We start from the raw sequence: 24587 nt of genomic DNA on the forward strand, positions 1-24587 counted from the left end.
AGATAGCTATATGATATGGACCATTGAATTAGCATCATATTTAGACGATGCACCGTGGCCCGCTACGAAAGAGGAGCTCATTGACTATGCCGAACGTATTGGTGCTCCTATTGAGGTTATTGAGAACCTGCAGGAATTAGAAGATACAGATGAGCCATACGAATCAATTGAAGATATATGGCCTGACTATCCAACAGATGAAGATTTCTTTTATAACGACGATGAAGAATATAAATCCTGATAACATGTGGGAGGATGTCTACGAACAAACCAGAGCCAAAGAAATATTAACAAGATTTATTAAATCAAGGCGTGTACCACACGCCTTGATTTTTTATGGCTCAGAAGGTGTAGGTAAGTTTAATACCGCAATAAATTTTGCCAAATCAATTTATAAAGAAATTACTTCTGATGGTCACCACTTAGAAAAAATAGATAAGTTAAGAGAACCGTATATCAAGTTAATAACACCTCTTCCAAGAGGCAAAGGAGAAACTCCTGAAGATTCTCCCACTTCCAAGCTTACCCAAAATCAAATTGAAAACTTACAATCAGAAATTGAAAAACTAATTGAAAATCCTTACCATAAATTAAATATAGATGATGCTAATACAATTAAAATAAACAGCATCCGTGAAATAAAAAAATTTATAAGCGTTGATTATCATGATATTCCTTACAGATTTATATTTATTCTGGATGCTCATTTAATGAATGAACAAGCCCAGAATGCGCTTCTAAAAAGCCTGGAAGAACCTCCAGAAGGACTCGTCTTTATTCTTATTACAAGTAATATTGATTTATTGCTACCGACAATTCAATCCCGATGCTGGCAAATTAAATTCCAGCCATTGAGTGAAAAAAGTGTGGTCGAGATATTAAAAAGTAAATTTGACATAGAAGACGACAATGCTCGTCGAGCCGCACATTTTTCTGGCGGTTCAATCCACACGGCACTAAAACTGATTGAATACGATATCGAATTTCTGCTTGAGACAGTGATATCGATTTTACGATATTCTATTGCACGCAAGTTTTACACAACTACTGAATACATCAATAAAATTGTCAGCTCGAAAAATGTGGAAGAACTGACACTGATAATTTCACTTATCAAAGTCTGGCTAAACGATTTAATACGCAATCGTTATTCGTACAATGATTATTATTATGAAGAATTTCGTGATACATTGATTAAATTCAACGAAAAATTTCCTGAAGCTCAGGTAGAAAAGGTATTTGAAAATTTAACCGAATATGAAAAAGGGCTATCCAGAAATTCGAACTTGAATGTGATAACTCTTAATCTTATATTTGAATTAGCTTCATTGTCAATGAGGAATTAAAATTGATTTATATAAATCGTTCTCTCAATTTAGAGTTAAATAATACGGATAAATTAAGTTCGTCAAATGGAAATATTCCATTTTACCAGTCAATCGTAATAAGTAAATTTCATGCCAGTACGTATCATAGTTGCTTCAATTGCACAAGAGAATTTTCTTCTCACGCACCGCTCGATAAGCGCAATATTATAGAAATCGATTGCGACGGTTTACTTAATTGTGAGTATTGCGTGGTCGAAAATGGTCTACAGGTCTATCCATACGATTTTGTTATCGTTAAGCAAAATGAAGATCTCGAAGTTGCTCAAGTTAAAGCAATCGGGGAAATTGTTCGTATAAAACGGAGTTCTGCAGGTCTTTACGGTGAAGATCTACCCGTTGTTATTAGAAAAATGAATGATGAAGACGTACAAAAACTCAATCGAAATTTAAAAGATGAAGAAAAAGCTGTCGGGGTTTTTAAAAATGCAGTTGCACAGCATAACCTTGAAATGAAACTCGTTAAAATTCATTACCAGTTTGACAGAAAAAAACTCTATTTTTTCTATACTGCTGATGGAAGAATCGACTTCAGAGAATTAGCTAAAACACTGGCAGCAGAATTTAAAACACGTATTGAATTACGTCAAATTGGCGTAAGAGACGAAGCCAGGGAAATAGGGGGAATCGGAACGTGTGGCAGGGAATTCTGTTGCACATCCTTTTTGAATAATTTTAGAAAAATTACAACTCAGCTTGCCACCGAACAAAATTTAATGTCAAGTTTAGGAAAATTGAGTGGTCCTTGTGGCAAACTCAAATGTTGCCTCTCTTTTGAAGTAGAATAAATAACTGGAGAAAAATATGTCTTCAAAATTAACAGCCGTAGTTGGTGCAGGAACTATGGGCTCAGGGATTGCGCACGTTTTGGCCTTAAATGGATATAGAGTCCAATTATGTGATCTTAATAACACCATATTGAATAAAGCTATCGATGCTATTTCAAAAAATATGGATAGACAGATTAAAAAGAATATAATTAACGAAAATGAAAAAATTGAGGCTCTGCAAAGAATTAACACTATCGATAGAATTGATAAAATTGATCTAGCAACTGATATAATTATCGAAGCAGTGGTAGAGAATTATGATGTTAAAACAAGTATTTATAATGAGTTAACAAATTTCATTAAAAGTGATGCAATAATTGCTACAAATACATCTTCTATTTCAATAACAGCATTAGCACCTAAAAGTCGAGCAGCTAATTTTATTGGTATGCATTTTATGAATCCCGTTCCAGTTATGAAGCTAATTGAAGTTGTCAGAGGATACGAAACTTCAGATAAAACGGCAAATTATGTAATAGAATTGGCAAAAAATCTTGGTAAAATACCTGTTGAGGTCAACGATTATCCAGGTTTTATTAGTAATCGAGTGTTAATACCAATGATTAACGAGGCAATTTTTGCTCTCTATGAAGGTGTGGCTACTGCAGAAAATATCGATTCAATAATGAAATTGGGAATGAATCATCCAATGGGACCGCTGGAGCTTGCTGATTTTATTGGCTTAGATGTATGTCTTTCGATAATGGAAGTTTTATATGAAGGATTTAACGATTCCAAGTATAGACCGTGTCCGTTGCTGAAAAAAATGGTTGCCGCCGGTAAATTAGGACGAAAATCAGGTGAAGGATTTTATAAATACGAATGAGCACATAATGTATATTATGTAAACTAATTTTTATAAATTACTGAATCTGTAATATAAATAAATAACTAATATTAATAATACCAGCCAGATTAAAGGACTCCTCCCTTTTTTCTTAAATTTTCTGCTGCGATTAAAACCGAGGCGCCTTTTTAAACGTTCCTCGCGGTCTTCTTCGGGGTTATAAAACCGCGGTATATACTCAAAATCCTTATGTTTTGGCTTTTTAATTAACATACCAACACTCAATTTGAGATAATTTTTAGTTTGTTTTTTAATATCGTTACATTAATCTCTGATGCTCGCTCGGATATAATTTCGCCGTCAGCATGTACATAATAAGGCCTCTTTAGTTTAATATTGATCTTATCTGAATTAAAAAAAATTGCCTCTTTTGCCGATTCAAGTTTGTTCATTACTGCCAATGGCAGTTTGCGGAGAATTTTAAGCTTTGCCATATGATCAATTACACAAATATCGAGTAAATTGTCGTCAATTTTTGCATTTGGAGTCAAATAAAATCCACCCCCGGAAGTTTGACCATTGCCAATAGTTATTAATAATTTTTTACCATTTATCTGCTTCGAATCCGATTTTAATTCTACATCTAAAGGTTGATAATTCATTAAACCGACAATGACTGCAAAAATATAAGAAACAATTCCATTTAAACGTTTGGATCTCTGGTTTAATTTTGCTACCAGTGCATCAAAACCAATACCTAAGCTGTTGATAAATCGGAAATTAATTTCTCTGTTATCTTCTTTAATTTTTGCATTACCGATATCGAAATTCTTTACTGTTGTAGAGTTAAAAATCAGACTTAGATTTTTATCAATATTTTTATCTAAGTTTAAATTTCTTGCAAAATCATTACCTGTACCAAGAGGTAAAACACCTAAGGATAGATTTGATTCCGGGTTTATACCATTTATTACTTCATTAAGAGTTCCATCGCCGCCTACAGAAATTAGATGTGTGAAATTTTTCGATAATTTTTCTACAAGATTTACAATATGTCCAGGAAATTCTGATATCTCGATATGATGTTCAACCTTTTTGCGAAAAAGAAACTCTTTTATCTTGTAGAGTGAACTGAGAGCTTTTCCTTTGCCAGCAACAGGATTAATAATAAATAAATATTGATGCTTGTTATTCATTTAATTACCAAACATTGCTTCAATAAATTCTTTAGGTGAAAAATCCTGTAAATCTTCGATTCCCTCTCCTACGCCGATATATTTAACCGGAATTTTTTTCTCTGCTATTATTCTAAAAATGACACCACCTTTTGCTGTACCGTCAAGTTTAGTGATGATTATTCCCGTAGGTTTTGTATATTTCTCAAATTCCTCAACTTGACGAACCGCATTTTGACCAGCTGTACCATCAAGAACCATCAGCACTTCGTTGGGAGCATAAGGGAGCAAATTGTTAATAACGCGATGAATTTTGTTGAGTTCATCCATTAGATTTTTTTGTGTATGTAATCTACCGGCTGTATCGATAATAACAATATCTGTACCGTCTTTTTGAGCGGATTTTATCGTATCAAATGCCACTGCCGAAGGTTCTTTTGAATTCGTACTGATTATGTCAACTCCAGCTTTCTTTGCCCATATTTCGAGCTGATCATTTGCTGCTGCTCTAAAAGTATCAGCAGAACCAATTTTCACTTTCAAACCAGACTTCTTAAAATTATAAGCCAATTTACCTATAGTAGTAGTTTTACCTGAACCATTAACACCAATTATAACAATTACATAAGGTTTTTTTGATAAATCAATTTCTCCATTAATATTTACCTGATTTAACAACGATTCAAGTTCTTCTTTTATTATTTTCTGGAAGTTTTCAGCAGACCTGTCAGATTCTTTTTTAAAAAGTGCCCTTGCTTTTTCGATTATTTCTTCGGCAATTTGAGAGCCAATGTCGCTTGTTATCAATATTTCTTCGAGTTCTTCGAGTGTCTTTTCGTCAACTTTTGCCTTGCCACTAATAGTTTCTGATATTTTATTGAGCAAATTATCGCGTGTTTTGGACAAACCCTCTTTTAGTTTACCGAAATTTATGTTTTTAAATAGCTTCATTTTTTTTGTACCATTTAATTGATTCATATGCTCGAATAGAATAACCGATTAAAGAGAGATAACAAAGTAAGAGACTTAAATAAAATATCGTCTTATAAAAAAAAGTAATTTCACAACCTGCAATTACAAGGAGCAAATAAATGCCAATTGAGAATGCAGTAATTTTCCCTAGTAGATTAGATGGGAGCACTTTTTTTATTATTTGGGATACGACAATTCCTCCAGAGAAAATAAGTAGATCGCGTAAAATTACTGTCCAGAAATAAAGTGGCACAATATATTCATGTCGGTAAAGTTGCAAAATTATGACAAATATAACAATTTTATCGGCTAAGGGGTCAATAATTTTACCGAATTCGCTTATCTTGTTGTATTTTCGAGCAATATAACCATCAAGTATATCTGTAAGAAAGTCGATAAAAATTAAAAGTAGTACGTAATATCGATTTGTAGCTGTCTCAATATTCGATAATAATATGAACAATGGGATTGCAGTAAGTAACCGTAAAAAACTAAATAGATTTGGTAATGTAAAAATATTTAATTTATTAGCTATATTATTGTTCATAAAATTTATATAACTAATTGTTATACAATGTCATATTCTTCTTTACTTATACCCATTTCTACTGTTACAGGATAAACACCAGTAAAACAGGCTGTACAGAAGTCTGATGGTTCATGGTCTACCATTGATTGAAGCATTTCGTCTACTGTCATATATTCAAGTGAATCGACTTCTAAGAATTTTCTTATTGCTTCTACGTCACTTTTGTATTTGTATGCAATCAATTCTGATTGTGACGGGAAATCCATACCATAATAGCACGGACTGACAATTGGTGGTGAAGAAATTCTCAAATGAATCGATTTTGGATTTGCTTCGCGGAGCAAGTGTACTAATTGTTTCGAAGTTGTGCCACGTACAATCGAATCGTCGACAAGCACAATTGTTCTATTTTCAAGTACACCTTTTACAGTATTGAACTTAATTTTTACGCCAATTTCACGGGCTTTTTGTCCTGGTAGTATAAATGTTCGACCAACGTAGTGGCTACGTATCAGTCCTATTTCTAATCTTGAAGGAATTCCCATTTTAGCTAATTGACTTTGGTATCCAATTGCAGCAGTGTTAGAACTATCAGGAACGCTAATTACAATTACTTTTTCTCCATCCGGATCTTTGACTGGATGTTTTTCTGCCAAAATTTTGCCCAATTTGCGTCTTATTTTGTCGACATTTGTACCGAATATTTTGCTATCGGGACGTGAGAAATAGATATATTCGAAAACACAATGCTTTTTTGAGTTTTTTTCGGGAAAGATCGAAAAGGATTTAAAGGTTCCCTTTTCCAGAGTTTCTTCATCAATAACAAGAATTTCGTTTGGCTCAACGTCGCGTATATATTCACCGGAATTTATATCGAGGGCACAAGTTTCAGATGCAATTATGAAAGCATTTCCTTTTTTTCCAACAGCCAAAGGTCTGAATCCATGAGGATCACGGGCTGCGATCAGTTTGTCGTCTGTCATAATGACCAGACAGTATGCTCCTTTAATTTGTTGTAGTGCATCCCGAATTTGATCTATCTGGTCGTCGTATTTGCTCCTGGCAATTAAATGAAGAATTACTTCAGTGTCGCTTGTAGTCTGGAAAATTGCTCCCTCGGCAACTAACTTTTGTCTTAATTCTTTCGCATTAGTTAGATTGCCATTATGTGCAAGTGCTAAATTGCCCGAGCGGTAATTGACTACAAAGGGCTGAATATTTTTTTTAGAATCTGCTGAACCTGTCGTTGAGTATCGATTATGCCCTATTGCGCATACTCCTGTCAATACATTTTCGAATAAATTCTGGTCATTAAAAACTTCGGAAACTAATCCAAAATTTTTATGATACCGAAATACTTTTTGCCCTTTTTGATTATATGTCGATGTTACAATACCGGCTCCTTCCTGTCCTCGATGTTGCAAAGCATGAAGTCCATAATAAGTTTTTACTGCTGCATCTTTACATCCGTATATACCAAAAATACCGCAGTGACATTGTGGCTTATCATGCAACGTATTAATCTCAATATGTCTATCTTGCATTTTTTCGTATCTTTTTGTTTGAATTGTACCACAAAATATAACACATACTTAACACATAATAAAGATAAGTAGAATGGACTTCATTGAAAATCAGTCGCTTCCATTGCAAAAAATTATGTTAATTGATTCATTATAATTTTTCTTGCACAAATTACTTCTTAATTTTAATTTATAATTAACAATTACAGATAATTTAATATATCTGTATATACTCCCATTTTTTATGTGAATTTTCGATAGCAGTGAAATTTCAAATAAATACGTTGAAGCTATGAATTCAGAATTAATTAATTCAATTAATGAACTTACACTGATTTATAAAAAGAGCAAAGACGAAAGGCTTTTACAGGAAATTAATCGCTTGCTTCGGCTACTCGAATATCAATCCTGGTATTTAAAGGCCACACTCGGAATTATCGACTTTAGACACGATTACTATGAAGACCCCGAGATTAAGAAGTACGAAGAACTATTCAGCCATAGTAATGCATTCTCTAAATTTCATCTTATAATTCCCCTCTTGATGTATTTATTTAAAAATTACAATAATGAAATGAATGTTCTTGATATGAGTATTTCTTTTATGAAAGAATTAAAAGATTTTTTGCGACCGGGTGATTATGCCAAGACAAGGACAGGAGCTCAGCGCTTTATTACAAATACAAGATTTGCTTCAAATGAATTGAGAAGATTGGGAATGCTTCGTTCTGATCGTGATCATTTTTTTCACAGTTGGAAATTGTCCCCTTATGGAGTTCTCATTGCCGGAAGTCTTTATATTGATTTTGTATCGCATGAGTTAAATAAATTTCTCGATTATAAATTAAATAAGGATAGTGCATATATTAATTCCCTCAATTTAATAACTGAAACTGCCAATGAGATAGTTGAAAAAAATAAATTTGACATGATACTCAGATTTATTTTAGAGGAAGAAATAATTTATTATATGATGAGATTATATGAGGACTCTTTCAGGCAATTTGTGAAATTGGTAAACAATTTTATAAATAGTAAATATAACCGTAATGCAGAAGAAGACCTGGAAAAATTTCTAAATGAGCTTAAATACGATAAAGAAATTTCCAGACTCGCCGACTCCATAAAAATCAGAAAGGAAATTGATTATAATATGAAACAATTTTACTCGATTATAAATAATGTTAAATGAAATTAGAAAGTTATTAAAAGAATATTAGCTGGGCATAAAGTTCTTAAAGAACAAACTGGTTTTAAAAAGGGCTCCTACAAAAAATAGTTTCTTGTACAAAATAAATGTTAAATGAGGGCAAATTAAACAAGAATAAAATAAAGAGGGAAAAATGGGGTGGGATGCATTTCTAAATAATTTATTACGTGAACTAAGGCTTAGTCCTTATGAATTATCAAAAATTGCTAAAATCGGCCACTCGAACATAATGCGTGTACTTAGAGGCCAGACAAAAAGACCATTTCCTAATACTATACATAAAATTGAACAGGCTTTGAACATCTCTATTGACGATTCAAATATTAATAACATTACTTACAAAAAGCTGCCACCAAAAAATGAACATGATATCAACAAAATCATATATTCAAACAATAGAGGGTACCCCCTATTGGCACACATCAATTCACTATCCCCCGAAAATCTGTTCAATGATGAAAACGTCATTGGACAAGTTGCATTTACTTACAAAAAAGAAGAAAGATGCTTTTTTGTAAAGGCAGAGGGCGATTCAATGCACCCGACAATAAGCGACGGTGATTATGTTTTTGTTGACATGGACGAACCAATCCATAACAACAATATCATAATCACTATTTTGCGAGATGGCCGTCAATTAATAAAACGATACAAAAAAATAAGCGACGACCTCGCTTTGCTCTATAGCGATAATTACAAATACGAGCCCTTTCCAGTTCAGCTAAAAGATATTCTTCTTAGTTACCGGGTAGTAAAAATCATTAAAAACAATATTTAGGAGGAAAAAATGAAAAAATTATTTATTTTCATTGCATTCTTCCCCTTTCTACTAAGTGCACAGGATATCAAAATCGGATTCGGTGCGGATTATCTTACCAATCCAGAAATTACAAGCTTTAATATCGGGTTATTAAAATCTAACTATGGAATTCTAACTTCAGTCGGATACGGTAAAAAAGACGATACAGGTTATGGAGATTACAAACTCACTGCTACCAGTATAAAATTGCTATATGCGGAAAAGTTATTTAATCTAAATGCAGGCGCAATGCTATTGAACGACGAAGGATTTTCGTCTATAAAAGATGGATTGAAGTTCACAGGCGGATTTGGCCTAAATTTCACAACAGAAAAAGCTCTCTATATGCTTACTGTTAATTTTTTAGTACTTCACAATAAAAAATATACATTCGGGTATGGCTTAGGTTTAAGCGCATGGTTCTAGAATGAGTTTAAGGGGTGTTTATTTAATGAAGCGGAGTCTGTTTTACTGGCTCCGCTTTTTTAAAATAGAGGAAGATTCTTCAATAAAGTGGACTTAATTAAAAAATAAAAGAATTAGTCGGAACGGCGGGATTTGAACCCGCGACCCCTTGAACCCCATTCAAGTGCGCTACCGGGCTGCGCTACGTTCCGTTACAATTTTTCTTTCAATTCTATTAAAAATTTTTTTATTGTTTCCAGATCTTCTTTTAACTCTCGTTTCTCATGCGTGTCGGTAACTGCATCATTTTGAACTGCAAAGTTATCTTTTTCATGCGATTTATTCAATCCAGAAAGAATTTTTTTTGCTCCCTCAATCGTATATTTTTCTTCACGGAGTAATTTTTTTATTTCTAATATTAACTTTATGTCTTTATTTGTATAAATACGGTTACCCGCCCTGTTCTTGCTCGGTTTAAGCTGTTCGAATTCAGTTTCCCAGTATCTAAGAATATATTGCTCTAAACCGGTTATTTTACTTACCTCACTAATAGAATAATATAACTTTTTGAGACCGAAATCTTTCATGCATTTACCTTTTTACATGCTCGAAGTAAAATAACGTAAATACATAAAATTAGCAAGATTAAATTTATTTGTTAATTAAATCTATCAGAGCGTAAACTCCTAAAAGATAACTTAGTGTTTTAAATCCACTTATATAGCCGTCGCAGACTCCCGCAGTTAAAGATACTTTTCTGAAACTATCGCGACTCTGGATATTCGATAAATGGACTTCAACTTTAGGTAGTTTACAAATTTCGAGAGCATCCCGTATTGCAACGCTTGTATGTGAATACCCGCCCGGATTAATCAATATGCCGTCAAATTCAGTTGAATTGTTGATTTTATTAACAATATTCGATTCGTCGGGCGATTGAAAAAATTCGAATTCGATTTCAGGGAAACGGTTGCGAAGTGTGCTTTCAATTGATGTCAGATCGTTATTGCCATAGAAATCTGGATTTCGCAATTTTAAGAGGTTGAGATTAGGCCCATTAATTACAAGTATTTTCATGTATTGTCACTCAATTGTTCAATTATTTCTCTCATTCGGGGTGTGAGATAAACTTCGTCAACTCCCAGCTCTTTCAGTGCATTTGATAGAATGAGCACTTTTTTTTGTAACGACGAAAGTTTATTAATTACAATTATTTTGTCTTCTTTCATTATACAATAACCGCCTTTAAAGTCTCCCCTTTCGAAACGTACTTTAGCTCCCATCTGAAGTGCTATCTGTTTTAAATCCTGTAAAATGTTTTCAAACTCTTTCTCTTTTATTTTCATGTCGTCTTTTGCAAAGGTTTTAAAGTGGCAAGAAATAATATTGCTAAATTTACAAATAGATTAATTAATGGAAATCCCCCAAGAATAATAAACCTTTCTCTCAAATGTGCGATTGTTTGGGTTGCAGGAGCAATGTTAAGTATCTCCATTAAAAGATCATAATCTTTGTATAATAAATAAATGTTGAAGGGAGCGGTAATTATAATTAACAACAAAATAATCAACAACCAGCCTTCTTTTTTCAATTTAGGTTTCGTGAAAAGTAAATAGAGAATTATTGATATAACTAAAAAAGGATAACCGATTAATTTCAAAGAAATTGCTGGAGTAAGCAAAAGTAAAGATACAGATAAATCAGTACGACTGAATATTTCTTTTAATACAAGTCCCTTTGCTTCGAAAAGCTGGAACGAAATTAGTAAGTCTGACATCACCCCGCACATCCATAGTAGATAAAAGAGAGCTACAATTGAAGTAAAAATTTTTATTTTCATCGATGTAATCCGGAAAAAAATTATCTATTTTTCGGATTAAAAAATAAGAAAAAAAAGTGACTGTTGCTTCAATCGATTTAGGCTCGAACACTGTACTTCTACTAATTGCGGAAGTAACAAATTCCGAAATTAAAACAATCAAAAATTTTTATCGTGCTCCTCGTGTTTCTAAAAATCTTAAAAAAGGTAACCCTTTCCCGGAAGAAAATATCGATCGATTGTATTCAGTTTTAGACGAATATAAAAAAATTATTGATGAACATAATTGCAAATTTGTCCTCGCAGCTGCTACAAATGCTTTCAGACTGGCCACAAATGGAAATCAGATAGCTGAAAAAATAAGTGAAAGATATGGATGGAATCTGAGTATCATAAGCGGCGAAGAAGAAGCCCGACTATCGTTCTTAGGAGCAGCTTATCCATTTGAAAATGATAATCCAAAATCACTAATCGATATCGGGGGTGGGAGTACTGAAATTATATACGGAAATAAAAAAGAAATTTACTTCAAGAAAAGTTATCCCATTGGAGTTGTATATTTAACTGAAAAATATCTGAAGCATAATCCCCCGCTTGATTCTGAATTGTATGAGATGGAAAACGAAGTAAAAGCAAATTTCGACGAACTGAAAAATATCTCTGGTCTGGGAGAATATACAATTGCAATTGCTGGTACTCCAACGACACTCGCCTGTATCAAAAATAATATAAAAGTCTATGATGAAGAAATCGTCGATAAAACCTTATTTAATATGAATGACATAAATGACTTGTACAATCGATTGAAGAAGATGAAAAGTGTAGATATCTTAAAAAATTTTGGACAGGTTGTAGAGGGACGGGAAGATTTAATAACTGCCGGCACAGGAATCCTAAAAACTTTTATGGAGTTATTAGAAATTAAAGAGTTACATGTCAATAGTCGGGGATTAAGATACGGGCTTATATGGAATTATTTAATAAATAAGCAAAATAGAGAGGAATTCCTACCGTAACAGCAATAAAAAGAACACCAAATATAATTGAGAAAAGTAAGTTCCTCGTCTGAGCAAATGTAGCACAGATTGCAAGGAATAAGCTCCAAACGAAAAATATTCCTTCAATTATTGATAGTAATAGTGAGGGAACATATTTGATTGCAAAGGGTGTTGGATTAAATGTAAACCAGTATTGACCGAACAGTGCATATTCGACAGGTGTAAGTATAAACAAAGTAAATACAACTGGAATGAATGAATAAGTATAAATAACCAGATTATCTTTGAAACGACTTTGGATGCCGGTAATCTTTAACAAAACTGTTATTAAAAGAGCCCAGACAATCATTAATATTATAAAGATGATTGGCAGAGAACTTAAAGTTAAATATATGCTTTGTAAACTTCCCTCCCCTTTTAAAAAAGCGTTAGAAAGAATTCCTGCCGTTAATGAAATTTTTATTGCAGCAAGAATAATTACTGATATTAAAAAATTTTTATGTTCGGCATGAATCAAAAGTTCTGCTGCTTTTACAGGCGATTCAAATAATTTTGAGGTTAACAGCCAGAAATCGATATTTGGTACTTTGCTTCGGAGATACGCTTTACAATTAATACAGTTCAGCTGATAAAACGGATTTTCGGTCATGCAATTGTTGCACTTAATGCTGTTTTTCATTTTTAGAATCTTATTTTTAGTGACATAGTCAGACTATTTGTATTAGCCGTAACGTCAAAATCGTACAGATGAGCGTCGACATATGCATCGAGAATATTTATAATATAAGTCAGGCCTATAAAAACAGCGGTCAAATCACGCTGGTCTCTATAAAATTCTCTCTGATCATAATATCGTGAATTCCCATTTGGATTATTTTCGTTGATACTTTGGACGTATAGATCTCTGAAGTGTTTGTATTGATCATTGTTGTCGACCCAGAAATATCCCAGTACACCGAGTGCTCCCCAAATAAGAGGGGCTTTCCAGTAAGATTCGTTATAAATTTGTCCCCAGCCAGGTATTATAGCACTTCTAAAAACAGCGCCCATTGGTGATTTATGCATCACAAATTTTACTGTATCAATCGATATCGAGTCGACTTCTTGCCCGAATATATTGTTGTTGAAACCTGTGAAGAGGATTATAAAACTAATTGTAATTACTATTGATAATTTCAAAGAGTTCAAATAATCTTTCAAGTTCATCATTTGAATAGAATTCAATAACAATTTGTCCAGCTCCGTTCTTTTTTACATTGCAGTGAACTTTGGTGCCGAGTATTCTTTGCAGGCGTTCTTCAATATTCCTTTGGGATGCCGATTCCGTTGTAAAGGAGGTATTTGAATTATCCTTCGGAGTTGTATGGCTTTTAGGGTCATTTAATTTTCGCACAAGATCTTCAACTTTGCGTACGGAAAGATTTTGCTTTAATATTTTGTCGTGTATTTGTAATTGAAGTTTCGGGTTAGATAAATTAATTAAAGCTCTTGCGTGACCTGTGGATATCTTATTATTGATTAAACTTTGTTGAATAGATTCGGGAAGTTTTAAAAGACGAATAAAATTTGTTATGGTTGTTCTATCTTTGCCAACACGTTCTGCAATCTCTTCGTGCGATAGATTACACTCGTCCCTCAGACGTTTATATGCCACTGCAATTTCAATTGGATTTAGTTTTTCTCTTTGGATATTTTCGATTAAAGAGAGTGCCAGCATTGCTTCTTTTGTATCGACTTTAATGATGTAAGCAGGAATCTCTTTTAATCCGATTTCCTTGCATGCTCTTAATCTTCTTTCACCGGAAATTAATTCATATTTATCCTTGTCGATGCGACGGACAGTCACCGGTTGAATAAGTCCATTTTGAAGAATGGATAATTTAAGTTCTTCGAGAGCCTGGGGTTCAAAGTTTGTTCTCGGTTGATATGGATTAGGATAAATCTGGCTAACTGAAATTTTAGCGAGTATATCATACGATTTACCGTCGTCTTTCGGAATATCTTTACTCGATACGGTTACCGGAGCGTCCAGTTTATCTTTTAACTGGGGATTAATCAATGCATCCAATCCCCTTCCTAAAGCTGACTTCATAATCTACTACTCCTTTTCCTTTACGGCATTGAGTTTTAAATTATTTCGTTCTAATAATTCATACGCCAGTGACATATAGTTCTGAGCTCCCATTGATGTTGCGTCGTACAAAATAACCGGTTTTGCATAACTTGGAGCTTCCGAAAGTTTGACATTTCTGTTTATCACCGTTTCAAAGACTTTTTCACCAAAATATTTCTTGACCTCTTCTACCACCTGCTGGCTCAATCGTAAACGTTTATCGAACATCGTAAGTAAAACGCCTTCAATAGAGAGTTCGGGGTTGAAATTTTTTTTAACAATGTTAATAGTATTTAACAACTGTCCCAATCCTTCGAGTGCAAAATACTCACACTGCACGGGAATTAAGACAGAATCGGCAGCCACAAGTGCATTCAAAGTAAGAAGACCAAGCGAAGGTGGACAATCGATAAAAATGAAATCGTATTTTCCATCGATCTCCTGGAGAGCATTTTTTAATAGATACTCTCTGTTTTCAACAGAGACTAATTCAACTTCAGCACCCACAAGATTAATATTTGAAGGAAGAATATCAAGAAAAGGCATATAAGAATTTATGATAGATTCTTCCGCGGTACTTAGTCCAACTAAAACATTATATATTGTCTTGTCGTATTTATCGATACCAATGCCGGATGTGGAATTCGCCTGAGGATCGATGTCGATTAAAAGTGTACGGAATTCAGCAGCTGCTACTGAGGCGGAGAGGTTGATTGCAGTGGTGGTTTTACCAACTCCCCCCTTTTGATTTGCTATGACGATCTTTTTTGCCATGTTAAAGTTCTATCTCTTCTCCATAATTAAGTACTATCGCTTTTTTACCGATTGCTTCAACTTTCGACTTGAATTCATATGGATCGGCTTTGATTACTGGAAATGTGTTGTAATGCATCGGTATGGCTACTTTTGGATTTGCAAGCTCGACTGCTTTTACGGCGTCGTTTATTCCCATTGTAAAATTATCTCCTATTGGAACAAGCATATAATCAAGAGGCGTTAATTCACCGATTAATTTCATATCATAAAAAAGTCCAGTGTCGCCAGTATGATATAAGCTCTTCCCATCAATTGAAAGAACAACTCCAGAGGGTTCACCAGCATAATAGTTATCTGGTGTCATAGAACCATGATGAGCAATTGTAAATTTAACTCTACCAAAATCGAAAGTATAAGCGCCGCCAATGTGCATATTATGAGCTTTGAATCCTTCCCTTGCGCAATAATTTGCTAATTCGTTGACGCAAATAAATGTTGAATTGCACTTTTTTGCAATGGTAAAAGAATCGCCCAGATGTTCGCCGTGTCCGTGTGTAAGAATTATATAATCTGCAGTCACTTCATCAACTTTTACAGGAGCCGTCGGGTTACCTGTCAGGAACGGATCGATTAAAATTTTAATTCCTCCATCTGTCGTAATCTGAAATGCAGAATGAGAAAAATATCTTAATTTCATCGTCCCCTCCCGTAATTATTTTTTGATTTCTAATAATAACTAATTGTAGATTTCTGACAAAATAATAAAGGTTATTTTTTTCTGCGTAAAATTTTCCATATTGAACTAATTTTTCGTTCTTTACCAGCACGTAAATTATTTACAAGGTAACTGCGCAATTGATCTCTAGAAATTCCTCGAATTAGTTTTCCTCTGTCTGCAATTGAAATGCTGGCTGTTTCTTCGGAAACAATTATACAAATTACATCAGCCTGCTCAGAAATGCCCAGTCCTGCACGATGACGCATTCCGAGAGGATTTCCATCAAGGCTAGTTATGTTTGAAAGTGGAAGTGTACATCTTGCTGCTTCAATCAAATCATTGTGAATAACCACAGCTCCGTCGTGTAATGGTGAACGCGGAAAAAAGATCGAACGTATCAAGTTTTTTGATACTTTTGCGTTGATTATTTCGCCGGTTTCGACAACACTTTTGATGCCTACAGTTCTAACGATTACAATCAATGCACCGTGTTGATGTTGGGCAAGCTCAAATGCGCTCTCTGTAATTATTTCCGCCACATTGCTTTCGTCAGTTCTAATGAAGATTTTCAAGAGCTGACTCCTGCCAAGCATCACCAGTATTCTTCGAATTTCAGGCTGGAACAAAATAATAAAGGCGATTACCCATATATCAGAGATCAATTTCAATAGCCAGCCTAATGCTTTGAAATTTGCTGCCTGTGCAATTATAGAAAGAAATAAAACGATCAATAATCCATAGAAGATTTGAGCTGCTATGGTTCCTCTAATTGCAGAATAAAGCTGGTAGAAAATAAAGGAAACTAAAGCAATATCGATTATATCGATTAAGGTTACAGTAATAAATCCGATTTTAAATAACTCAATCATTTATCAACAATTCCGGATTCTCTATAAAATTATTGATTAAAATAGCAAACCTGCCGTTTGTAACGTTATGAGTTCTGATAAATCGTGCTCCATTTTTTACCGCAAGAGTTTCGGCCGCTAAAGTTGGAGCATCTCTTAATTCAACCGGCAAATTGAGCGCTTTCCCTAAAAACGATTTTCTCGATAATCCAACCAAGATTGGATATCCAATACCTTTGAACTCGTCGAGTCGATTCAACAATTCATAGTTGTGGTGTACTTTTTTTCCGAATCCAATACCGGGGTCAATAATAATTTTTTTTATGCCAATTTTTTCTGCTTTATTACAAGTTTCTACAAAATAATCGTAAATATCATTTACTACATCATTATACTCAGGATTATTTTGCATCGACTTGGGTGTTCCTTTCATGTGCATTAAAATTGCTGTCGCCTCAAACTTTTTAATTATTTCTGGCATTCTGGCATCAAAGGCAAAAGAACTGATATCATTGACGATTTTAGCTCCTGCTTTTAATGCTTCTTCTGCTACTTCCGATTTTGTAGTGTCGACGGATATCAAAACATCCGATTTGGATTTTATTATTTCTTCTATAACTGGCAGAACTCTATTAATTTCTTCGGTGGCTGGAATTGGATCGGCTCCTGGTCGGGATGACTCTCCTCCGATGTCGATAATATCAGCACCTTGCTCGATCAGTTCAAATGCATGTTCCACTGCTTTGTTCTTTTCAAAAAATTTTCCTCCGTCGGAAAATGAATCAGGCGTTACATTTAATATTCCGACCACGTAAGCTCGCGACATGTTAAATTCTTTTTGACCGATCTGAATTCTATTTTGGTCGTAGTTTATCAAATTGTGTAATAGTCTGGAAAGTCTCAATCCTGTGTCTTCGTTTCCGATGGCAATGATTTCTTTGGCGAGTTCTCTAAAAAATGTCAGAGATCCAATTGAGAGAACGTCGTAATATTCATCGTCTGAAGTTTGAGTAACATAACATATTTCATTGTTCGCCAGTACAATTTTTTTTATTCGATGTGCTAATTTTTTTTCAACCGAACGGAATTCAATTGCAAGCAGGTCCTTTTCGTAAAGATTACGATAGATATTGTATTTAGCACTGTATCGTCTGAATACATGAGGATAGAAAATGTCGATTAGTTGAATTATCAATACAGAGCTCCGATTACTTATTAATAAGATTTTTCAATTCAATTGCTGCGGCTGTAATATTATCGCTGCCAAAAATTGTGGAACCTGCGACAAAAACATTACAACCTGCTTGAGAAATGGCTTCGATGTTTCCATTATAAATACCGCCATCGACTTCAATAAGAAAATCATAATTTTTCTCTTTTCTGATTCGATCGAGTGCAGCTATTTTATTGATCGACCTTTCAATAAATTTTTGACCTCCGAAACCGGGATTAACAGACATTACTAACACCATATCTAAGTATTCCAGCACTTCTTCTAATGTATCTACTCGGGTTGATGGATTGAGTGCCACTCCCGCTTTTATTCCCCTGCTCTTAATGTATTCAATTGTTCTGTGAAGATGCACTACTTCTTCTTGATGAACGGTAATATAATCAGCACCTGCTTCAATGAATTTGTCTATTAAATTATCCGGATTTTTAACCATCAAATGAACATCAATCGGTAAGTTTGTAATTCGATTTACTGCCTCGACAACCATTGGTCCGAATGTAAAATTCGGAACAAAATGGCCGTCCATTATATCGCAATGAATAATATCTACATTTGCCAGCTCCACGTAACGTATTTGCTGAGATAAATTTGTAAAGTCAGCCGATAAAATTGAAGGTGCCAGTAATTTTTTTTTAGCATTCATAATTTTCTCAATTAATTTTGAATCAGAACTACGTTAACACTATCCCCTACGCTAACGAGGCTATTTTCCGAAGGCTGCTGGTCAACAACAGTATTCGGTAAATAATTAGATGAATGGATGTATGTTTTAAAACCAATCCTGAGTGAATTTCGTTTTAATATTGCTTCGGCTTCCGATAAAGATTTACCGATCAGTCTCGGAACCCGCACTTTACCAATTTGAGGACCGATACTTACTTTCAATTTAACTTTTGTACCCACCGGAATCGATACACCTTCAGTGTATTCCTGTTCGGCAATTGTCCCTGCGGGTAATTCTGATTCAACTTCAATAAGTGTATCGACCTGTAGCCCCATTCTTTCAAGTGTTATACGTGCGTCACGAACAGACTTATTGATTAAGAACGGCATCTGCACTTTCTGAAGTCCTCCACTTACAGTCAGGTAAATTTTCCGTCCAGCTTTGACAACTGTATTTGGTCTGGGATTCTGAAAAATGACATGGTCTTTCGGGTAAAATTCGTCATATCTTGAACGGTTTATAATCGGTTCCAGATTGCTTCTTTCAATAATTTCTATCGCTTTATTTTTATGCAATCCAACTACGTTTGGAACCTGATATTCATCGGCGCTAACAAGGTAAGGCATTATAATCTTGTCGACCACGAAAAATATTACTGCAAATACCAATATCACAGTTAATGATTTGGTAAGTAAACTTTTCATCCAATTTTTCATATGATTTATCTATTTTAGAAACAAAAATAATAAACTTTGGAATGATTTTGTTTCCTCTTTTTGAGGATAATGACAAAATTTAATTAGTTATTTTAATAAAGGAATTAGTATGAAAAAGATAATTTTAATATTTGAAGATACTGGTTTTCTGGATTTATTACCAATTTCATATTTAAGGCCAGTTTACGAGTTACGATCCGGCATCTTAAGTTTGCTCTCAAAAATTGAGTATGCTTTTGAAGGCAGTGAAATTTATCTATTCTGCCGTAAGTATCTGGAAGAAAATTACAGAGAAAAAAAGAAGAATTACCGCATAAACTTACTACCCGAAACTAATGAAGTAGTATTGTTGAATGGACGAGTTTTGATGAATAGAAAACTTCATCAGGAAATCGGTAAATTACAAGTCGGCGAAGCTTTGAAATACGATGAAGATTTAATAGCTGCCGTTATCGATGCGGGAAATATTAAAAATATTTTTGACGAAGAATTTCTTCCCCATTTCGATAATGTGAAGTTTAAGTTTAAGGCTATCGAAACGGAAATTATCAAATATCCGTGGGATCTTGTAAATAGTAATGGAAAGGAAATAGAGAACGATTTCAAATTGCTCCAAAAGCGTTCGAAGAAAGTCAGGTCTGCCGTACATCCTAAGTTCAAAAAGGTCGAATTGCAACACAAGAAATTGATTCATATCGATAAAGGAGTGAAAATCGAGCCGTTTGTTTTCGTCGATGCTTCAGAAGGTCCTGTTTTTATTGATGAAAATGTTCATATAATGTCGAACAGCGTTATCAAGGGACCAGTTTTTATCGGAAGAAATTCAATCATAAAAGCCAATAGTACCATTTATCAGGCAACATCGATCGGGCAATATTCAAAAGTTGGCGGCGAAGTTGCAGAATCGATCATTCATTCCTATTCAAATAAGCAGCACGGCGGTTTCCTCGGACATTCCTATCTGGGTAGCTGGGTTAATCTCGGCGCCGGTACTAACAATAGCGACCTTAAAAATAATTATGGTACGATTACCGTAACATTAAATAATAAAAAGATTGATACCGGCTTACGCTTTCTTGGATTAATAATGGGTGATCATTCAAAAAGCGCAATCGGGACAAAATTTAATACTGCTACCGTATGCGGAGTAATGTGTAACATTTTCGGTGACGGTTTTCCACCTAAATTCATTCCTTCTTTTACTTGGGGCGGTGTTAACGAAAGAACTCTTTTTGAAATAGAAAAGTCTATCGAAGTTGCGCGTATTGTCACAGCTCGCCGTAACGTTGAATTTACTGAAACAGATGAAAAATTATTACGGAAAGTGTTTGAGCTTTCAAAGGATGAACGCAAATTTTAATGCTATGTACAAAAATTACTTATATCTATTAAGAGCAGTTGTTGAACTCAATGAATTGATAAAAAATCATTCGATAAGAGAAATTTATACCCAGGAAAAAGATAAATTGTTTATCTCAATTCCCGACCAAAATTTCGAAAAAAAACATTTAATTATTTCAGCCAATCCTCAAAAGCCCTATTTAATTGTCAGGAACAATCACTCGAAAGCAAAGAAGAATTACAAAAATTTCTTTGAAGAATTTTTGCCGTCTAAAATTAATTTAGTCGAAATTGCCGACAACGATCGAATTATCAGATTCTCGTGCGATAATTTTTATATCTACTTTTTGGTTCGGGGTGCAAATACGAATATCATTCTTATGGACTTAAATAACAACCTCTTCCCTTTTAAGAAAATCGAAGAAGAGAAATTGAAAATCGTTAGTGAAGAATTTCAAAAATGTCATTTTGTCTCTTCATACGATCATATTTTAAAAGATCTGCAGGTTATGAATGACGAAGATTTGTTGAAGACATATAAATTTATCGACAGGAAAATTCAAACAGAATTTTTGACTAAAGGTGTTGAATTAAAAACAGTCATCACTGATTTCCTGTTTAATGAAATTATTGTTGCTCGAGATGATTCAAACGCCTCAATAATTTTCCAACCTTATGTTGTTGATGACGCAGAAATAATAGGTAAGTTCGATACTTATCAGGATGCAATAAATGCTTTTGTGTCTAATTATTATTCACTTTCAAAAGAGAAAGTATTAACGGCGAACATAAGAAAATTTGTTAATAATGAACTGGAACGGCTCAGTGCGAAATTGAATAACCTGAAGGCTCGCATCGAGATTGGTTCGAGAGAGGATGAATATGCAAATTATGGCAATCTGCTTCTAATAAACATTTCTGCACTTAAAAAAGGACTCGATAAAATTCAAGTCAAGAATTTTGAGGGTAAAGAGGTAACAATTAAACTGGATCCAAAACTTACTCCCCAAAAGAATATCGAGAGATATTTCGACAAAGCTAAATCTGAAAAAATCGAATACGAAAAATCGATAGAACTTTACAATGAGTTGAAGAATAAATTTGACTATCTTAAAAACGTTGACAGAAAACTCGAGAACGATCTTTCCTTAGATGAACTGGAAAATATCGAAAAACAATTAGGGATTAAAAAGAAAATGGAATTACAGGATAAATCGCAACCGAATTTCAGGCATTTTTTAGTCGACGGAAAATATCATGTTTATGTGGGAAAAGATAGTAAGAATAATGACGAGCTTACATTACGGTTTGCTAAACAAAATGATTACTGGTTTCATGCAAGGTCAGTTTCAGGTTCGCATGTGGTATTGCGTGTTGATAATCCGAAAGAACCTGTTCCAAAATCGGTTTTAAAAAAAGTCGCATCGCTCGCTGCATATTATAGCAAAGCTAAAAGTGCAGGGCTGGCACCTGTCAGTTACACTTTTAAAAAATATGTAGTTAAGAAAAAAGGGATGGAGGCTGGTAAAGTTGCATTATTAAAAGAAGAGGTACTTCTGGTTAAACCTGAAATACCTCCTGAATGCGAAACAGTTGATTAATGCTATTTGGGGCGAATACCAGGTGCATAGGGAAATTCAAGACTTTGATAATACTCGAGTGTTTTATCGGGTTTTTCGAAACCTTCCTGCACTGGTAGTTTTGAAAATTTCTGGAAATACAATACGCAGGCATTACGCCACCAGATTGCTTCATCTTCTTGAATTTTCATTAACATAGCAACATGATTAAATCGCTCGTTGTCTATCATGCCTTTCAGTTTATTCCATTTTTTACGCATCGACCTTACTGAATCTACGCCAGCATAGTAATGATTGCATAATTCTTCCCATAGAGTTTTTCCAGATTTCAATTTATAATTCCATGGGACATGATGAAACCAGAGTAAATATTTTTCCGGACATTTCTCAAGTGAATTAAAAATTTCAGAAACTGGAGAATGATACTGACTGACTGCATTTGATCCGTTTATTGTTCTGTCGAAACCAATTCCGATACTGTCAGCGCGGTGGTAATAAACCGAAGTCCAATCAGCACGAGGTTTATCTTTTATCCAGGGAGCAGGCCCATAATGATGATCCCATCCCATAATATGATGCAGACCAAGTGGAGTCATATAATTAACTGTGTTTTCACGTGACTGCATCATAATTTCTTTAATTAAATGAACAGTTTCACTGTTATTATTAAATGTAAGACGAATCCATTCCTCTGCAATCTCATCCGACGTAAGATTGTGATTCCATGCAATTCTTCCGAAAGCATACCAGTTAGCCTGCCCGAATAGATGTCCTGTCCAGTTTCTTTCGTTCCCGATGTTGGAAACGCCTGCAATTCCAGTCAGGTTCTGGTTATCTAAAGAACCGTCAATAACTTTTGCAACAGTGGAGCCTTCGCCCCGAGCGTAAGTATCGGAATTGAGGGATTCTTCAAAAAGTGGGGCAAGGTAAACGAGATGTGTCCCCTGTCCTAAGTATTCCTGCGTAATCTGAAACTCCATCATTAACGATGTTTGGGGCATTGCACCGAAAAGTGGATGAAAAGGTTCGCGTGGCTGAAAATCAATTGGTCCGTTTTTAACCTGTATCAATACATTCTTTCTGAACTTTCCATCGAGAGGTTTAAATTCGTTATATGCCTGTTTGGCGCGGTCTTCGGGCACATTATTATCGTAAACGAAAGCACGCCACATTACAACGCCGCCATATGGGTGGACAGCTTCTGCTAACATGTTGGCACCATCAGCATGGTTCCTCCCATAATTCTGAGGGCCGGGTTGTCCTTCAGAATTAGCTTTTACCAGGAATCCACCAAAATCAGGAATTAAATCGTAAATTTCCTTTGCTTTTTCTTTCCACCATTGACGCACATCTGGATTCAGTGGATCAGCTGTAGGCAAATTCCCGATTTCCATCGGCGCACTGAATCTTGCTGTTAAATATACTTTTATTCCATAGGGTCTAAATACTTTTGCTAATGCTGCAACTTTTATCAAGTATTGTTTTGTGAGTACCAACGAATTTGCATTCACATTTGTCAGTACAGTACCGTTAATGCCTATCGAAGCGTTTGCTCTGGCGTAATCTTTATATCGCGGATCAATGTAATCGGGAAGAAGATGCCAGTTCCATATCGAAAACCCTGCATACCCTCTTTCAACTGTCCTATCCAGATTATCCCAATGATTTAAGAGTCTCAGTTTTATTAATGGTGTTTCCACAATGTTGAGATTATCGATTTTACTATGCGTCTGTAAAAGGCGAATAAAGTGAAACGTTCCATATAAAACACCGATATCTTCATTGGCTGTTATTAAAATTATTTTCTTCCCTTCAATTTCAATTGACTTTATTATATATCCTTCTTTACCCAGCGTTTTTAATTTTGTACTAATTTCAGAAGGCAAATTTGTGCTTAGTTTATTAAAATTGCCGGCAACTATTATATTTGAGCACAATTTATTGACCGGCCATATTTTATTTCCCAGCAATCCTTTCAAAGCAATTTTCAACTCTTCTTCTGCTGCTTTAATGCTCTCTGAATCGCCTTTGAACAAATATCCTTTGATTTGTTGCAAGTATTTTTCAAGTAATGCAGGATTATCTATTTTATTATATCTAAGCCAGAGATTGTATCCATCTTCAGCATACGTGATATGAAATGAAAAAATAATTAGCAGAAACAGGAAAGAGTACTTCATTTATT

General features: G+C 34.5%; 28 protein-coding genes and 1 tRNA gene. 10 read left to right on the forward strand and 19 right to left on the reverse strand.

Annotated features, from left to right (window positions below; translation table 11 throughout):
* Positions 1-10 precede the first annotated feature (10 nt).
* The 4 genes from ACUN8G_RS04270 to ACUN8G_RS04285 are packed head-to-tail and all read left to right on the forward strand — an operon-like array spanning position 11 to position 3041.
* Positions 11-241, forward strand: coding sequence for a DUF2795 domain-containing protein (locus ACUN8G_RS04270; RefSeq protein WP_437345888.1), 231 nt, complete (start codon positions 11-13; stop codon positions 239-241).
* On the forward strand, positions 222-1346 hold the full coding sequence (locus tag ACUN8G_RS04275) for a DNA polymerase III subunit (RefSeq protein ID WP_437345889.1): 1125 nt from the start codon (positions 222-224) through the stop codon (positions 1344-1346). Before ACUN8G_RS04270 ends, ACUN8G_RS04275 begins: the two co-directional genes overlap by 20 nt.
* A gap of 2 nt (positions 1347-1348) precedes the next feature.
* Positions 1349-2173, forward strand: coding sequence for a PSP1 domain-containing protein (locus ACUN8G_RS04280; protein ID WP_437345890.1), 825 nt, complete (start codon positions 1349-1351; stop codon positions 2171-2173).
* 16 nt (positions 2174-2189) lie between these two features.
* A complete protein-coding gene (locus ACUN8G_RS04285; RefSeq protein ID WP_437345891.1) occupies positions 2190-3041 on the forward strand; it encodes a 3-hydroxyacyl-CoA dehydrogenase family protein in 852 nt (283 codons plus the stop codon).
* 242 nt (positions 3042-3283) lie between these two features.
* Here the strand turns inward: ACUN8G_RS04285 and ACUN8G_RS04290 are convergent, their stop codons facing one another.
* Genes ACUN8G_RS04290 through purF form a run of 4 tightly spaced genes read right to left on the reverse strand, consistent with a single transcriptional unit; the run spans position 3284 to position 7222 of the window.
* Positions 3284-4198, reverse strand: a complete 915-nt coding sequence (locus ACUN8G_RS04290) for a diacylglycerol/lipid kinase family protein (RefSeq protein ID WP_437345892.1) — start codon at positions 4196-4198, stop codon at positions 3284-3286.
* Positions 4199-5128, reverse strand: a complete 930-nt coding sequence (gene ftsY / locus ACUN8G_RS04295) for a signal recognition particle-docking protein FtsY (RefSeq protein ID WP_437345893.1) — start codon at positions 5126-5128, stop codon at positions 4199-4201.
* Complete coding sequence (locus ACUN8G_RS04300) at positions 5115-5696, reverse strand: CDP-alcohol phosphatidyltransferase family protein (RefSeq protein ID WP_437345894.1); 582 nt, start codon at positions 5694-5696, stop codon at positions 5115-5117. Before ACUN8G_RS04300 ends, ftsY begins: the two co-directional genes overlap by 14 nt.
* Before the next feature lie 20 nt (positions 5697-5716).
* The gene (gene purF, locus ACUN8G_RS04305; RefSeq protein WP_437345895.1) at positions 5717-7222 is read right to left on the reverse strand and encodes an amidophosphoribosyltransferase; all 1506 of its coding nucleotides are present in this window, start codon (positions 7220-7222) and stop codon (positions 5717-5719) included.
* A 271-nt stretch (positions 7223-7493) separates the two neighbouring features.
* Here purF and ACUN8G_RS04310 point away from each other — a divergent pair, with 271 nt between their 5' ends.
* The 3 genes from ACUN8G_RS04310 (at position 7494) to ACUN8G_RS04320 (ending at position 9636) form a co-directional block, all read left to right on the forward strand.
* On the forward strand, positions 7494-8393 hold the full coding sequence (locus ACUN8G_RS04310; RefSeq protein ID WP_437345896.1) for a hypothetical protein: 900 nt from the start codon (positions 7494-7496) through the stop codon (positions 8391-8393).
* 151 nt (positions 8394-8544) lie between these two features.
* On the forward strand, positions 8545-9189 hold the full coding sequence (locus tag ACUN8G_RS04315) for a S24 family peptidase (protein ID WP_437345897.1): 645 nt from the start codon (positions 8545-8547) through the stop codon (positions 9187-9189).
* Between the two features lie 9 nt (positions 9190-9198).
* Positions 9199-9636, forward strand: coding sequence for a hypothetical protein (locus ACUN8G_RS04320; protein WP_437345898.1), 438 nt, complete (start codon positions 9199-9201; stop codon positions 9634-9636).
* Positions 9637-9753: 117 nt separating this feature from the next.
* Here ACUN8G_RS04320 and ACUN8G_RS04325 read toward each other — a convergent pair.
* From ACUN8G_RS04325 to ACUN8G_RS04345, 5 genes are all read right to left on the reverse strand, one after another.
* Positions 9754-9827, reverse strand: a tRNA-Pro gene (locus ACUN8G_RS04325).
* Positions 9828-10202: a MerR family transcriptional regulator gene (locus tag ACUN8G_RS04330; protein ID WP_437345899.1), complete on the reverse strand. Its 375-nt coding sequence runs from the start codon at positions 10200-10202 to the stop codon at positions 9828-9830.
* Positions 10203-10266: 64 nt separating this feature from the next.
* The gene (locus ACUN8G_RS04335) at positions 10267-10692 is read right to left on the reverse strand and encodes a type II 3-dehydroquinate dehydratase (RefSeq protein ID WP_437345900.1); all 426 of its coding nucleotides are present in this window, start codon (positions 10690-10692) and stop codon (positions 10267-10269) included.
* The gene (locus tag ACUN8G_RS04340) at positions 10689-10961 is read right to left on the reverse strand and encodes a hypothetical protein (RefSeq protein ID WP_437345901.1); all 273 of its coding nucleotides are present in this window, start codon (positions 10959-10961) and stop codon (positions 10689-10691) included. Before ACUN8G_RS04340 ends, ACUN8G_RS04335 begins: the two co-directional genes overlap by 4 nt.
* Positions 10958-11455, reverse strand: coding sequence for a hypothetical protein (locus ACUN8G_RS04345; protein WP_437345902.1), 498 nt, complete (start codon positions 11453-11455; stop codon positions 10958-10960). Before ACUN8G_RS04345 ends, ACUN8G_RS04340 begins: the two co-directional genes overlap by 4 nt.
* A 56-nt stretch (positions 11456-11511) precedes the next feature.
* Between ACUN8G_RS04345 and ACUN8G_RS04350 the strand changes: the two genes are divergently transcribed.
* On the forward strand, positions 11512-12450 hold the full coding sequence (locus ACUN8G_RS04350; RefSeq protein WP_437345903.1) for a Ppx/GppA phosphatase family protein: 939 nt from the start codon (positions 11512-11514) through the stop codon (positions 12448-12450).
* On the opposite strand, the gene ACUN8G_RS04355 is transcribed toward ACUN8G_RS04350, so the two are convergent.
* The 9 genes from ACUN8G_RS04355 to ACUN8G_RS04395 form a co-directional block, all read right to left on the reverse strand.
* Complete coding sequence (locus ACUN8G_RS04355) at positions 12398-13111, reverse strand: hypothetical protein (protein ID WP_437345904.1); 714 nt, start codon at positions 13109-13111, stop codon at positions 12398-12400. The genes ACUN8G_RS04350 and ACUN8G_RS04355 overlap by 53 nt on opposite strands.
* A 2-nt stretch (positions 13112-13113) precedes the next feature.
* Positions 13114-13611 (reverse strand): DUF5683 domain-containing protein, encoded by a 498-nt coding sequence (locus ACUN8G_RS04360; RefSeq protein ID WP_437345905.1) that lies wholly within the window; start codon positions 13609-13611, stop codon positions 13114-13116.
* Positions 13583-14524 (reverse strand): ParB/RepB/Spo0J family partition protein, encoded by a 942-nt coding sequence (locus ACUN8G_RS04365; RefSeq protein ID WP_437345906.1) that lies wholly within the window; start codon positions 14522-14524, stop codon positions 13583-13585. The genes ACUN8G_RS04360 and ACUN8G_RS04365 overlap by 29 nt, the downstream gene beginning before the upstream one ends.
* 6 nt (positions 14525-14530) lie before the next feature.
* Entirely contained in the window at positions 14531-15319 is a 789-nt protein-coding gene (locus ACUN8G_RS04370) for a ParA family protein (RefSeq protein WP_437345907.1), read from the reverse strand.
* A gap of 1 nt (position 15320) precedes the next feature.
* Positions 15321-15998: a metal-dependent hydrolase gene (locus ACUN8G_RS04375; protein WP_437345908.1), complete on the reverse strand. Its 678-nt coding sequence runs from the start codon at positions 15996-15998 to the stop codon at positions 15321-15323.
* Between the two features lie 71 nt (positions 15999-16069).
* Positions 16070-16888, reverse strand: a complete 819-nt coding sequence (gene cdaA / locus ACUN8G_RS04380; protein ID WP_437345909.1) for a diadenylate cyclase CdaA — start codon at positions 16886-16888, stop codon at positions 16070-16072.
* The gene (gene folP, locus ACUN8G_RS04385) at positions 16881-18062 is read right to left on the reverse strand and encodes a dihydropteroate synthase (protein ID WP_437345910.1); all 1182 of its coding nucleotides are present in this window, start codon (positions 18060-18062) and stop codon (positions 16881-16883) included. The genes cdaA and folP overlap by 8 nt, the downstream gene beginning before the upstream one ends.
* Positions 18063-18075: 13 nt before the next feature.
* Positions 18076-18744 carry a ribulose-phosphate 3-epimerase gene (gene rpe / locus ACUN8G_RS04390; RefSeq protein WP_437345911.1) on the reverse strand — a complete coding sequence of 223 codons (669 nt, stop codon included), beginning with the start codon at positions 18742-18744 and terminating at the stop codon, positions 18076-18078.
* A gap of 11 nt (positions 18745-18755) precedes the next feature.
* Positions 18756-19469, reverse strand: coding sequence for a PASTA domain-containing protein (locus ACUN8G_RS04395; RefSeq protein WP_437345912.1), 714 nt, complete (start codon positions 19467-19469; stop codon positions 18756-18758).
* Between the two features lie 121 nt (positions 19470-19590).
* Here ACUN8G_RS04395 and ACUN8G_RS04400 point away from each other — a divergent pair, with 121 nt between their 5' ends.
* A complete protein-coding gene (locus ACUN8G_RS04400; protein ID WP_437345913.1) occupies positions 19591-20841 on the forward strand; it encodes a putative sugar nucleotidyl transferase in 1251 nt (416 codons plus the stop codon).
* Entirely contained in the window at positions 20825-22423 is a 1599-nt protein-coding gene (locus tag ACUN8G_RS04405; protein ID WP_445480908.1) for an NFACT RNA binding domain-containing protein, read from the forward strand. Before ACUN8G_RS04400 ends, ACUN8G_RS04405 begins: the two co-directional genes overlap by 17 nt.
* Before the next feature lie 2 nt (positions 22424-22425).
* On the opposite strand, the gene ACUN8G_RS04410 is transcribed toward ACUN8G_RS04405, so the two are convergent.
* Positions 22426-24582: an alpha-glucuronidase family glycosyl hydrolase gene (locus ACUN8G_RS04410; protein WP_437345915.1), complete on the reverse strand. Its 2157-nt coding sequence runs from the start codon at positions 24580-24582 to the stop codon at positions 22426-22428.
* Between the last annotated feature and the right edge of the window lie 5 nt (positions 24583-24587).

Source organism: Melioribacter sulfuriphilus, from assembly GCF_052656625.1.

What these genes read in the sequence shown, in the direction of transcription:
- ACUN8G_RS04270 (WP_437345888.1), top strand. Translation starts at nt 11, where the DNA reads ATGATATGGACCATTGAATTAGCATCATATTTAGACGATGCACCGTGG.
- ACUN8G_RS04275 (WP_437345889.1), top strand. Translation starts at nt 222, where the DNA reads ATGAAGAATATAAATCCTGATAACATGTGGGAGGATGTCTACGAACAA.
- ACUN8G_RS04285 (WP_437345891.1), top strand. Translation starts at nt 2,190, where the DNA reads ATGTCTTCAAAATTAACAGCCGTAGTTGGTGCAGGAACTATGGGCTCA.
- ACUN8G_RS04290 (WP_437345892.1), bottom strand. Translation starts at nt 4,198, where the DNA reads ATGAATAACAAGCATCAATATTTATTTATTATTAATCCTGTTGCTGGC.
- ftsY (WP_437345893.1), bottom strand. Translation starts at nt 5,128, where the DNA reads ATGAAGCTATTTAAAAACATAAATTTCGGTAAACTAAAAGAGGGTTTG.
- ACUN8G_RS04300 (WP_437345894.1), bottom strand. Translation starts at nt 5,696, where the DNA reads ATGAACAATAATATAGCTAATAAATTAAATATTTTTACATTACCAAAT.
- purF (WP_437345895.1), bottom strand. Translation starts at nt 7,222, where the DNA reads ATGCAAGATAGACATATTGAGATTAATACGTTGCATGATAAGCCACAA.
- ACUN8G_RS04310 (WP_437345896.1), top strand. Translation starts at nt 7,494, where the DNA reads ATGAATTCAGAATTAATTAATTCAATTAATGAACTTACACTGATTTAT.
- ACUN8G_RS04315 (WP_437345897.1), top strand. Translation starts at nt 8,545, where the DNA reads ATGGGGTGGGATGCATTTCTAAATAATTTATTACGTGAACTAAGGCTT.
- ACUN8G_RS04320 (WP_437345898.1), top strand. Translation starts at nt 9,199, where the DNA reads ATGAAAAAATTATTTATTTTCATTGCATTCTTCCCCTTTCTACTAAGT.
- ACUN8G_RS04330 (WP_437345899.1), bottom strand. Translation starts at nt 10,202, where the DNA reads ATGAAAGATTTCGGTCTCAAAAAGTTATATTATTCTATTAGTGAGGTA.
- ACUN8G_RS04335 (WP_437345900.1), bottom strand. Translation starts at nt 10,692, where the DNA reads ATGAAAATACTTGTAATTAATGGGCCTAATCTCAACCTCTTAAAATTG.
- ACUN8G_RS04340 (WP_437345901.1), bottom strand. Translation starts at nt 10,961, where the DNA reads ATGAAAATAAAAGAGAAAGAGTTTGAAAACATTTTACAGGATTTAAAA.
- ACUN8G_RS04345 (WP_437345902.1), bottom strand. Translation starts at nt 11,455, where the DNA reads ATGAAAATAAAAATTTTTACTTCAATTGTAGCTCTCTTTTATCTACTA.
- ACUN8G_RS04355 (WP_437345904.1), bottom strand. Translation starts at nt 13,111, where the DNA reads ATGAAAAACAGCATTAAGTGCAACAATTGCATGACCGAAAATCCGTTT.
- ACUN8G_RS04365 (WP_437345906.1), bottom strand. Translation starts at nt 14,524, where the DNA reads ATGAAGTCAGCTTTAGGAAGGGGATTGGATGCATTGATTAATCCCCAG.
- ACUN8G_RS04370 (WP_437345907.1), bottom strand. Translation starts at nt 15,319, where the DNA reads ATGGCAAAAAAGATCGTCATAGCAAATCAAAAGGGGGGAGTTGGTAAA.
- ACUN8G_RS04375 (WP_437345908.1), bottom strand. Translation starts at nt 15,998, where the DNA reads ATGAAATTAAGATATTTTTCTCATTCTGCATTTCAGATTACGACAGAT.
- cdaA (WP_437345909.1), bottom strand. Translation starts at nt 16,888, where the DNA reads ATGATTGAGTTATTTAAAATCGGATTTATTACTGTAACCTTAATCGAT.
- rpe (WP_437345911.1), bottom strand. Translation starts at nt 18,744, where the DNA reads ATGAATGCTAAAAAAAAATTACTGGCACCTTCAATTTTATCGGCTGAC.
- ACUN8G_RS04395 (WP_437345912.1), bottom strand. Translation starts at nt 19,469, where the DNA reads ATGAAAAGTTTACTTACCAAATCATTAACTGTGATATTGGTATTTGCA.
- ACUN8G_RS04400 (WP_437345913.1), top strand. Translation starts at nt 19,591, where the DNA reads ATGAAAAAGATAATTTTAATATTTGAAGATACTGGTTTTCTGGATTTA.
- ACUN8G_RS04405 (WP_445480908.1), top strand. Translation starts at nt 20,825, where the DNA reads ATGAACGCAAATTTTAATGCTATGTACAAAAATTACTTATATCTATTA.
- ACUN8G_RS04410 (WP_437345915.1), bottom strand. Translation starts at nt 24,582, where the DNA reads ATGAAGTACTCTTTCCTGTTTCTGCTAATTATTTTTTCATTTCATATC.